The organism is Hymenobacter agri (genome assembly GCF_054778495.1).
In genome coordinates this window covers 1-10,271 of record NZ_BAAGZM010000107.1, presented here as the reverse complement: position 1 = coordinate 10,271, position 10,271 = coordinate 1, and the positions used below count along the sequence as shown (strand labels likewise).

Below are 10,271 nucleotides of genomic sequence, written 5' to 3'. Positions count from 1 at the left end.
CGGCCTCGATGGCCGCCGCCAGCACCGCGCCCTCGAACAATTCGGGGCTTACCACCTGCGAGCAGCTGAACGTGAACAACAGCCCGCCCGGCGCGAGGTGCGCGATGCCGGCCATGTTCAGGCGCTTGTAGCCCATCAGGGCGGCGTGGCGGGCGCCCATGTGCTTGGCAAACGCGGGCGGGTCGAGCACCAGCAGGTCGTACTGGGCCGAGTGGTTTTTCAGGAAGCCCAGCACGTCGTCGGGGTAGGCGGCGTGGCGGTCGGCGTGGTGGCTGAGCTCGGCGTTGCGCTCGGTGAGGGCAATGGCTTTTTTGCTGCTGTCGACGGAGTGCACCAGTTCGGCCCCGGCTTCCAGCGCGTACACCGAGAAGCCGCCGGTGTAGCAGAAGGTATTCAAGACCTTGCGACCCGGCGAGTAGCGGGCCAGCAGCTCGCGGTTGTCGCGCTGGTCGATGAAGAAGCCGGTTTTCTGGCCCGTTTCCCAATCCACGGCGAAGCGGTGGCCGTTTTCCGTCACCACGTGCTCGATGCCCGAGCTTTCGCCAAACAGGTAGCCGTTCTGGGCGTCGGGCACGGCGTTGCCGGGCACGGTTTCGGCGCTCTTGTCGTAAATGGCGCGCAGCTTGTCGCCGTACACGGCGCGCAGGGCGGCCGCGATTTCGGGCCGGGCGCGGTACATGCCCACGCTGTGCGCCTGCACCACGGCCGTGTCGCCGTACACGTCGATGATGAGGCCGGGCAGGCCGTCGCCCTCGGCGTGCACCAGGCGGTACACGTTGGTGTCGGCGGTGCCGGTCAGGCCCAGGCGCTGGCGCAGGCGGTAGGCATTGCCCAGCTTGTCTTCCCAATAGCTGGCATTGGGCAGGCTCGCATTCGGCCCGAAGTCGAGCATGCGCACGGCAATGGAGCCGCCGCCCGAAAAGTGGCCCACGCCCAGCAATTCACCGGCCTGCGTTTCGACGCGCACGGGCTCGCCCTCGCGGGGCTCGCCCAGCACGCGGGCAATGGCCCCCGAAAACACCCAGGGGTGGCGGCGGCGCAGGCTGTGGTCTTTTCCGTTCTTGAGGACGATGGTGGTGGCGTTCGACATAGGCCCGCAAAGGTACGGCCAACAGTCGGGGCCGCCCGCGCTAGCGAAACCAGTGCCGGTAAATGGGCTTGCGCCAGGCAAACTGCGCCCACATGGCCGGGTAAATCAGCGCATCGAGCAGCCGTGAGGCCGTGCGGTATTCCAGGTCGTCCACAATCACGCTGCCGCCGTTGGGGCCGGGCTCGATGCGGTGGTGGTGCCGCCAGTAGCGCAGCGGTGGCGGCAGAATCTGGCCTTCATCGATGAAAAAATGGGTGCCATCGGCCCGCACGCCGTCGTCCACAATCAGCGAAGTCCAGGGCAGGCGCTTCACCAGCGTATCCAGCTCAATTTCCACCTTATCGCCGGTGCGGCAGCCATCGAAGCGCAGCACCCGCAGCCGGGGAAACGGCGGGGCCAGGGCCTCGAATAAGCTACGGGTGAAGCCGGCCATCACTCGCGAAGGCGGCTGCGGAACAGGGGTGCGAAGAACAACGCGCATGGCCTCATAACCCGGCCAGCAGCGGTTGGTTTAGCCGCTTACTTCCAATCGGGCAAAAAGGCGTTGGCAAACAGCTTCGCGCGACCCGTGCCGTCGAGGTTGGCCGTCCATAGCTCGGGCGGACTCAGGTCGTCGTTGATGCGGTTCACAAAAATAAGTCTGAAGCCGTCGGGCGAGAAGCGGGGCGTCAGGTCATTGGTACCGGTAGCCTTCACGTTGATGGTGGACGAGTTGCCACTCGACACGTCTACCGGTGTGCCAGTGCCATCGGTGCGCTGCAGGTAAATCCGTGCGTCGAGCTGCCGGCCCATAGGGCTGTTGAAGCCCGCCGCATCGCGGTTATACAGCACGCGCGTGCCATCTATGCTGAAGCTGGGCGAGTCGACGCGGCCCGGCAGGTTGCTCACGAACAGCACCGGGTTGGTGCCATCCGCATTGTAGAGGTACAGCTCCGAATCGTAGGGGTTGGCCCCGATGGTTTGCACCACCAGCCGGTTGCCCTGCGCCGTCCAATCGCACTCGCGGAAGTGGCGCCCGGCCGGTGCCGTAGCCAGCAGCGTCAGCCCCGAGCCGTCGCGGTTGATGCGGTATAGCTGGTCGTAGTGTGCGTAAATCAGCTGTGCCCCGTCGGGCGACCAGCGGTAGCCCACGCCGGCGTTGCTGTATCCTTCGGCCGACAGCGAGGTAATCTGGCGCTGGTTAGAGCCGTCGCGGTTCATGGTGTAGAGCTGATACTGGCCGGTGGCATTCGAGGAAAACGCCACCAGGTCGCGCAGCGGGCTCAGCTGCGGGGCCGTTTCCACCGCCGCCGATGAGGTGAGCCGCACCAGGCTGCCGCCCGTATTGTCCGACGAATAAATGTCGGTGTTGCCCGCCACGGTGCGCGCAAACAGGAAGCGGTTGTCGGGCAGCGGCGCCGTCTGGAAGCTCCACACCGCACTGCGGGCAGTGGCGCCACCGGTATTGCGGGCCGTCACCTGCCAGTAATACGTGGTGTTGTACATCAGGCCCGTAGCCGTAACGACGGTGTCTTTCGAGTTCGACAGCAAGGTGCGCTGGTTCAGGTTGTTGCTCTCGAAAAGAATGACGTCGTAGCGCAGCGAGTCGGCGCGGGTGGCGCCGTTGGGGTGCCAGCTCAGGGCTACCTCGGTGGGCTGGCCAGTGGCGCCTGAAGCCGGGCCGGGCCGCACCGGTGCATTGGGGGGCGTGGCGCTGCTAGGCTTTTCGAGCTGCAGCACAATGCTTTGCGTTTGGCCGCTGGCCACGTTCACGTTGGTAGTCGAGGCCACGTAGCCCGTACGCCGGGCCGATATCGCTACCAGCCCCGTCGGCACTTGCGTGAGCAGAATGTGACCTTGCGCATCGGTCACGTACGAGCCCGTGGCCGGGTTCGTGCTGATGCCGGTGTTGGGGAGTACCTGGTTGGTGCGGGCATCCAGCACGGTCACGTCCACGCTGCCGTATGTGGCCGGCTCAACGGTGGCGTCTTCGCAGCCGCTCAAGGTGCTCACCAGTAGTGCCCAACCGGTAAGTAACAGTAAACCAATTCTCATGGTCAGGAAAGGAAGTTTGCAGAAAAAGAAATAGGAACGAAAAGAGGAGGTAAGATAATAAAAAGCTGGAATATTAATGTAAAGTGCCGCCTTGGTCAGCAGAGTCGCGCGCGATTATTTGGCCGTTCAGGTCAAAAATCAGCAGTTTGGCGTGATACTCATCGTGCGGCAATGTGCTCACGTGCACTTCCGACAGCACCACATCCTGATTTGGCTGCAGCGTGAATTCGCCGCCCTGGCTGTTTTGCGAGCGGCCGGCGCGGCTTTGGCGCAGCAGCAGCAGCTGGTAGCGGTAGCGCGCCGGCGCCGGGGCAGTGCTACGGCAGTGGCTGGCCACGGTCAGCAGCTGGTCGTGCTGCGTCAGCTCAAGGCGGGCCTGGCACGGGCGGGGCGTTTGCAAAAACGCCCCGCCGGGCTGCACCAGTAAAGCGGCGAGCACCAGCGGAGCGCATTTCATAGCTCGGAAAGAAAAAGGATGAGAAACCGAAAAGCGGGAATGAAATCAAACGCGAAAACGCCAGGCCGCTACGGAGTGGCGCGCCCCTGCTCGATGGTGAGGCGGATGCCGTTGCCGCGCATCTCCACACCGTAGCCCAGCGGAGCGGTGGTGCCGGCCGCTTCGCGCTGCGTGAGCTGGTTGTTGTTGCCTACTTGCAGCACCGGGTAGTTGCGGCCATTGCCGGCGGCATCGAGGGTGGCGCGGTTGTTCTGGCCGTTCTGCACCACGTCCACGCCGTTGCGGTCGCCCACTACGCGGCCATCGAAGCTGTTGTTGTTGCCGCGCTGGTCTACCGAGCCGGTGTTGTTGTTGCCTTGCAGCGTCAGGCTGGCGTCGTTGCTGCTGCCCGACTGGTAAAAGCCGGTCACGTTGGCGTTGCCCGCCTGCAGTATCATGGCCTGGTTGGGGCCGCCCTGGCTCACCTGCTCAATGCTGGCCTGGTTGCCCTGGCCGGTCTGCTGCAGTACGCTCAGGTTGCGGGCATCGGCTGGCCGCCCGGTGTTGGTGGCGGTGGCCAGCCGGTCCAGGCCAATTTCTTCGGCTACCTGCTGGGCCGCCGAGGGGGCCGTGCTCTGGGCGTGGGCCAGGTGCGGCAGCCCCAATGCCAAGGCCATGCCGAACGCAAGAAGTTTTTTCATGACCAAGAGGGAGAAAGGTTACGATAAACCGAATTCTGCCGGGTTCCGGCATGTCCGGAAGCATGCGCGGAGCCCGGCAGAATTCTGAGTTGGTCCCCGACGAGCGTCGGGGCCGGTTGCTTCAACTTAGTGCTGGTTGATGTGCGCGTAGTTGTCGCTGCCGTTCTGGTTGGTGCCAGCCCAGTTGCTGCTGGTGGGGCTATGCTGGTAGATGTCCGAGGTGTTGGAGTTGCCGCGCTGGTACTGGATAGACGCGTTGTTGTTGCTGGTCTGAATCGAGTAAGCCGAGTTGCCGTGGTCGGTGCTGCTCGCGCCGCCCTGGTCTTGGGCAGCCAAGTTGCCGTTGCCGGTCTGAATCACGCGGCCCAGGTTGTCGTAGCCGTTCTGGGTCTGTACCAACATGTTGTCGGTGCCGCGCTGCTCGCCATAGAGCACGTTATCCACGGTACCTACGAAGCTGCGCTGCGTCTGGTAAGCGTCGTTGCGGCCAGCGGCCGTGGCCGAGCCGGCATCCTGCACCAGGTCGGCGGTGTTGTCGTAGCCCAGCTGCTCAACGCAGGCAAACTGGTTGGTGCCCTGCTGGAACACGGCCGATTGGTTGGGCGTCAGGGCGCTGGTGCTGGCCGGACGGGCCGATTGAGTAGCATAGCGGCCGGCCGACGAATTCGGGCCGTCGTTGCAGGTGCGGCAGCCGGGGTCAGGGCGGTTAGCGGGGGGAGTAATGGTAGGAGGCGTGCAGTTCGAGCACTGGGGAGCTTGGGCATTGGCCACACCGGCCGAGAGAAGGGCGAAAGCCAACAGGGTAAGTTTTTGCAGAGTTTTCATAACAAGGAAAGTGGAAAAGTTGGGGGATGAAGGTTGAGGTGTGAATTAGCTCTCTCCGGAAGAACATTTCAAAGATACTATTAGAAATTGAAATGTCAATAGTATTTTAAAAAAATATTGAAAATAATTAATGCAATAATGATAAATGTGCTTTTTTAGGGTATTAAAGCATGTTTTAGTATAATAATTTTTTTGCTTGTCAGGGGGCTATTTCTTGTCAGTCTTTTTCGGCTGGTCGCTCCCGGCATTCTTCTGCTGCTCGGCGGCGGCTTCGGCTGCCGACTTGGCCTGTTTGGCCAAGGCTTTTTCCTGCGCGGTTTTGCCGAAATACAGCACGGCTCCCACGCGCCCACTCCAGTAGTAGTCATTGTACCGCCCGGCGCTGAGGCGGTCTACCTGGTCGTTGAGAAAATAGTGGTTGTCAATGGCTACACTCAGCCCCAGGTGTGGCGTAAACAAATACTCGCCTCCCAGGCCGGCCATTGCGTAAGGCAGCACATTAACGGCATCGGCCAACGGCGTGGCCCGCCGTGCCGCGCCGCCGCCCACTATTACGTAGGGCGTAAATCGGTCGTAGGGCAGAAAACGATACAGCACGCCGCCCTCGGCGTAATTGAGCGTTTGGCGGAAAGCCCCCGTTCCCAGGCCAGCAGCCAGCTGGCCGCGGCCGGCGCTCAAAAACAGGCTGGTGGCCGCCGTAGTTTGGTAATGCAGGGTTAGCTCGGCGCCTGGCCGCCGCAAGGGGTTGGCGTAGTCGCCCGAGTATTCCTGCACGGCGGCATTGACGCCAGCGGCGAGCGGCGAGCGGCGCAGCTTCATTTCGCGGCCCAGCACATCAATACCGAGGTTCTGGTTTTTTTCATACAGGTAGCTCTGCATGCCGTAGCCGGTGTACTCGGTCGAGTCGCGCGGAGCCCACAGGCGCTCCGAAAAGCCTTCGTAGATGAGGGCCACCACCGCCTTTTCGATGGCTTCTTTCACGGCCATCTCGCTAGGCTCGTTATAGGTAAAACCGGTTTCGGTTTCGAGCAGGCGCTTGAAATCGACGAAGCGGAACAAGCCGGCATCAATCTGCTGCGAGAGAATGGTTTTCGAGGTGTAAACCGTTTTGAAAATCTTGCCCGAATTGGTGCTGATGGCCCGCAGGTATACCGTCACCCGGTCTTGCCGATACTGGCCCGAGCCCCCGGTGCCGAAGTAGCGCAGCCCGGCCCCGCCGGTCAGGATGTTGGAGTCGTACGACACAATGCCGCCCTCCAGAATAATGCCGGCGAACAGCAGTGGCGCCAGCGCCGGCTGCTTCTTGCCGGTTTGGGCCGCGTACTCCTCGCGGGTCGAGCGAATAATCTTGCGCTCGTTCAGCAGGTTGCCCAGGTTCTCGCGCTCAATGGGCTCAAACCAGCCCGACTCTTCCAGCGCCCGCAGCAAAATGGTGGTGGCACCCTGCGTCACCGCCGTCGAGAAGCTGGCGCCGTTTTCCTGGGGTTTGTACTGCCCGGTCTGGTCCCGGAACTTATACACTGCCACCACGGCCTTGGTCTTGGGGGCCGGCAGGTCGCGCCAATGCGAGTTGGCGCCCACCTCGGCACCCAGCCGGGCGGGCTGCGTGTTCAGCATGTGCTGGTGCAGATACGGAGTACAGGCGGCCAGCAGGGCGGGCAGCAGGGCCAGGGCAACGCCCAGCCGGCGCAGTCGTGGTAAGTTCATTGCAGAAAGAAGGAGAAAGGACGAAGCCGGCCACCCTGGCAACTGCCAGCGTGCGCCGAAAAAAACCGCTGCTGGCCCTAGTTTACAGGCCGTTGGGAATGGTAATGGTGGTTTGGTTGCCGGTGCCGGTATCGGTCACCTGCACCACGACCCCCGAGGTGCCTTGCGTTACCTGCACCTGGTAGCCGCCCACCGTGTACGAACCCGGCCGAATAGCGCCCGAGCCGAACTGCGAGGTAATGAGGCGGTTGGTGAGCTGCGCCAATACCTGCTGGTTCAGGTTAGCGGCGAATTGCGTGAGCGGGTCTTGGGTTGTGGACGGCCGCACCGGGTCCGGAATGGTGTTTTGGGCCGTGGCCGAAGCCTGCAGCCACGAGTAGTTGAACGGGTTGCCGCCCCCGAAGGCCGGATTTTTGGGCTGATAAACAAAGTCTTGTGCTTGCGCCCGGCTAGCCAGCCCGCAAAGCAGCAGCGTCAATGAGAAAAGATATTTCATACACGTGCAGAAAAGGTGGGAAGTAGTAAGTAGCAGTTCAGTATTGTTCGGGCGGCAGGCGGTGGCCCGATTCGAGCTGGCGGCTGGTATTGAGCGCATCCTGCAAAAAGCCTTGGGCCGCCTCAACCGCCGCCGACACCGTTTCTTCCATCTGGTCGGCGCGGGTGGGCAGGGGCAGCTCCATGAGCTCGGTGTCATTCACCGTGAGCACGACCAAGGCCGAATTGGCGCGGGCGGGCCGCTCGGCAATAATGATGTTGTAGTCTATCACGCCCATAGGCGCTTCGAAGGTGCTGTAAAACTGGTCGTAGAAATCGTGGCCCAGCTTGGTAACGGCTTGGTCGAGCACCAGACCCTGTGATTCAGCCCCGCCCAGCTTGCGGTTTTGCACCGAGGCTATCGAGTCGGCTTTCAGCAGGAGCCGCAATGCTTCTTCCAGCTTGGCCGGGGCTAATGTTGTGGGCTGGCCGGTAGGGGCCGGAGTAGGGGCCGCGGGCACGGCCTGCCGGCCCCGCGACTGTGCCCACACAGGCTCGCTGAATAGCAATACCCCGAACAGCAACCCGGTCCAGGCCAGCCAACTCAACCGCCAAGTATGGTGCACCGATTGCATGAGCAGCAGCCTGAAAAATGTAGGAAGAATGAATTTGGATGATGCGAATAAAAAGCAGAATCCTGTTCAGTTACTAAAGCAAACGTAAGATATATTTCAAGTAAATGCAAGAATAATTAAATTGCGGTTGCCTTTAATTATCAGCATAAACGCTAACTGCCCCTGTGCCATTCGTCGGGGCAGACGGCTGGAACAGGGGCAGCATAGTGGGCTATAACGAAATTTAGCTAAGCAGTTCCTCGATATCGGCCCGGGTGAGATGTTTCATCACGGCTTCGTCGGTAGCAATTAGCTCGCTTACCAGCGCCAGCTTGCGGCGCTGCAGGGCCAGAATTTTCTCCTCTACCGTATTCTGGGTGATGAACTTGTAGGTGAACACCGGCCGCTGCTGCCCGATGCGGTGGGCGCGGTCGACGGCCTGGGCCTCCACGGCGGGGTTCCACCACGGGTCGAGCAGGAACACGTAGTCGGCCGCGGTCAGGTTCAGGCCCACCCCGCCGGCCTTCAGGCTGATGAGGAAGATTTTCAGCTCCTCATCTTCCTGGAAGCGGGCTACTTCGGCATTCCGGTCGCGGGTGGCGCCGTCGAGGTAGGCATAGGCCATCTGGCGCTCATCCAGCGCGGCGCGCACCAAGGCTAGGTGTTGTACAAACTGGCTAAATACCAATACTTTGTGCCCTTCGGCTACCACGTTGCGCAGCATGCGCAGCACCTCGCGCAGCTTGCCCGACTCGCCGGTGTAGTTCTCGTCGGCCAAGCGGGGGTGATTGGCAATCTGGCGCAGGCGCGTCAGACCCTGCAGCAGCAGAAACTGCGTGCTGGCCGGCCCGTGCTCGTCGAGGTTCTGCAGAATCTTGTTGCGGTAGAAGCTCTTGGTTTCCTCGTAAGCATGGGTCTGCTCCTCCGTCATGGGGCAGTAGCTGAGCTGCTCGGTTTTAGCGGGCAGCTCCTTGGCTACCTGCGACTTGTGCCGGCGCAAAATGAACGGCTTGATGAGCGCGTGCAGGCGCCGGGTGCGGCCTTCATCCTGGTTTTTCTCAATGGGCTTGAGGAATTCCTTGCGGAAAAATGCCTGCGTGCCCAGCAGCCCGGGGTTGATGAATGACATCTGCGACCACAAGTCCATCGTGCTGTTCTCGACCGGCGTGCCCGTCAGAATGAGCCGGTGCCGCGAGCGCAGCTGCCGCACCGCCTGCGAAGTCGTCGAGCTAGGGTTTTTGATGGCCTGCGACTCGTCCAGAATCACGTAGTCGAACTTGTAGCTGGCCAGCAGCTCCGTGTCGAGCCGCACAATGCCGTAGCTGGTCAGCACCACGTCGTAGTCGGCAAACCGGTCGGGGTTTTTCTCGCGGTAGGTGCCGGTGTAGGCCAGTACGCGCAGGTTGGGCGTGAACTTGGCCGCCTCGCTCTGCCAGTTATACACCAGCGAGGTGGGCAGCACCAGCAGCGAGGCCGAGCCGTGGTTTTCACCGCTTTCGTGGCGGTGCTGCAGCATGGCCAGCGTCTGAATCGTTTTGCCCAGGCCCATATCGTCGGCCAGGCAGCCGCCAAACTGGTAGTCCTGCACGAAGCGCAGCCAGTTGTAGCCCGCCTTTTGGTAGGGGCGCAGCTCGCCCAAAAAGCCGGCCGGCAGCGGGTGGTCTTCCACCTCGGCAAAGTCGCGCAGCTTGGCCAGCTTGCGGCCCATGCGCACGGTGGCCAGCTCGTTGCTCTGCAGGTCGGCCACCAGCGCCAAGTGGTGGCGGCGCAGGTTCAGCCCATCGGCGGTTTCCTCGCCGAAGGCGAACAGCTCCAGGTAGTCGGTGAACCACTCTTCGGGGATGATGGCAATCTGGCCGTTGGGCAGCTTAAACTCGCGGCGGCGCTGCAGGATGTGCCCGCGCAACCGGATAAACGGTACCTCAATGTCGCCGAAGCGCACGGTGCCGCGCACGTCGAACCAGTCGCCGGCCTCCTGAATGCCGACTTGCACGCTCGTGGGGCCAATAAAGTAATTCTTGGTGGCCGTAGTAGCGGCTTCCACGGTGTAGCCCAGCTCCGTTAAGGCACCCGTGTTGTCGTGCAGCCACTTAAAGGCGTCCACTTTAGGCATCGACACCTGGCCGTTTTCCACCCGGAGCTGGCGGGCGCGCAGCTCTTCCACGCTGGCTTGTTCCTGCTCGGGGTTGCGCAGCAGCCGATGGAAGATGTAGCTATCGGGCGTTTTTTCGAGGTGCACGCTCACTGGTTTGTTCACGCCCAGCGGCATCAGGTGCGGGCCGTAGCGAAAGCTGAGCTCGAAATGAATCTGCTCGGTTTCGGCCCCGGTGAGCAGGGGCGCCACGGGCTTAGGCTGCGGAATGCGGCCGCGGCGCGGCGGCCCGGGGGGG

At 62.1% G+C, this 10,271-nt stretch carries 10 protein-coding genes; all 10 read right to left on the bottom strand.

Annotation, left to right across the window (positions count from 1 at the left end; all coding sequences use genetic code 11):
* On the bottom strand, positions 1–1,090 hold a 1,090-nt coding region (locus ACYVDE_RS08020; protein WP_460500961.1), incomplete at its 3' end, for a class I SAM-dependent rRNA methyltransferase.
* A gap of 40 nt (positions 1,091–1,130) precedes the next feature.
* Complete coding sequence (locus ACYVDE_RS08015; protein ID WP_460500960.1) at positions 1,131–1,523, bottom strand: SRPBCC family protein; 393 nt, start codon at positions 1,521–1,523, stop codon at positions 1,131–1,133.
* Positions 1,524–1,609: 86 nt separating this feature from the next.
* On the bottom strand, positions 1,610–3,124 hold the full coding sequence (locus tag ACYVDE_RS08010) for a fibronectin type III domain-containing protein (protein ID WP_460500959.1): 1,515 nt from the start codon (positions 3,122–3,124) through the stop codon (positions 1,610–1,612).
* 73 nt (positions 3,125–3,197) lie between these two features.
* Positions 3,198–3,581, bottom strand: coding sequence for a curli-like amyloid fiber formation chaperone CsgH (gene csgH / locus ACYVDE_RS08005; protein WP_460500958.1), 384 nt, complete (start codon positions 3,579–3,581; stop codon positions 3,198–3,200).
* Positions 3,582–3,649: 68 nt separating this feature from the next.
* Positions 3,650–4,261 (bottom strand): hypothetical protein, encoded by a 612-nt coding sequence (locus ACYVDE_RS08000; protein ID WP_460500957.1) that lies wholly within the window; start codon positions 4,259–4,261, stop codon positions 3,650–3,652.
* A gap of 126 nt (positions 4,262–4,387) precedes the next feature.
* Positions 4,388–5,086, bottom strand: a complete 699-nt coding sequence (locus ACYVDE_RS07995; protein ID WP_460500956.1) for a hypothetical protein — start codon at positions 5,084–5,086, stop codon at positions 4,388–4,390.
* 207 nt (positions 5,087–5,293) lie between these two features.
* Complete coding sequence (locus ACYVDE_RS07990; protein WP_460500955.1) at positions 5,294–6,793, bottom strand: CsgG/HfaB family protein; 1,500 nt, start codon at positions 6,791–6,793, stop codon at positions 5,294–5,296.
* Positions 6,794–6,875: 82 nt separating this feature from the next.
* Positions 6,876–7,289 carry a curli production assembly/transport component CsgF gene (locus tag ACYVDE_RS07985; protein ID WP_460500954.1) on the bottom strand — a complete coding sequence of 138 codons (414 nt, stop codon included), beginning with the start codon at positions 7,287–7,289 and terminating at the stop codon, positions 6,876–6,878.
* Between the two features lie 37 nt (positions 7,290–7,326).
* Positions 7,327–7,902, bottom strand: a complete 576-nt coding sequence (locus ACYVDE_RS07980) for a CsgE family curli-type amyloid fiber assembly protein (RefSeq protein WP_460500953.1) — start codon at positions 7,900–7,902, stop codon at positions 7,327–7,329.
* Positions 7,903–8,125: 223 nt separating this feature from the next.
* A partial coding sequence (locus ACYVDE_RS07975; protein ID WP_460500952.1) for a DEAD/DEAH box helicase occupies positions 8,126–10,271 on the bottom strand: 2,146 nt, incomplete at its 5' end.

Bases quoted from the DNA above. Each gene is read 5' to 3' on its own strand.
- ACYVDE_RS08015 (WP_460500960.1), bottom strand. From the start codon at position 1,523: ATGGCCGGCTTCACCCGTAGCTTATTCGAGGCCCTGGCCCCGCCGTTT.
- ACYVDE_RS08010 (WP_460500959.1), bottom strand. From the start codon at position 3,124: ATGAGAATTGGTTTACTGTTACTTACCGGTTGGGCACTACTGGTGAGC.
- csgH (WP_460500958.1), bottom strand. From the start codon at position 3,581: ATGAAATGCGCTCCGCTGGTGCTCGCCGCTTTACTGGTGCAGCCCGGC.
- ACYVDE_RS08000 (WP_460500957.1), bottom strand. From the start codon at position 4,261: ATGAAAAAACTTCTTGCGTTCGGCATGGCCTTGGCATTGGGGCTGCCG.
- ACYVDE_RS07995 (WP_460500956.1), bottom strand. From the start codon at position 5,086: ATGAAAACTCTGCAAAAACTTACCCTGTTGGCTTTCGCCCTTCTCTCG.
- ACYVDE_RS07990 (WP_460500955.1), bottom strand. From the start codon at position 6,793: ATGAACTTACCACGACTGCGCCGGCTGGGCGTTGCCCTGGCCCTGCTG.
- ACYVDE_RS07985 (WP_460500954.1), bottom strand. From the start codon at position 7,289: ATGAAATATCTTTTCTCATTGACGCTGCTGCTTTGCGGGCTGGCTAGC.
- ACYVDE_RS07980 (WP_460500953.1), bottom strand. From the start codon at position 7,902: ATGCAATCGGTGCACCATACTTGGCGGTTGAGTTGGCTGGCCTGGACC.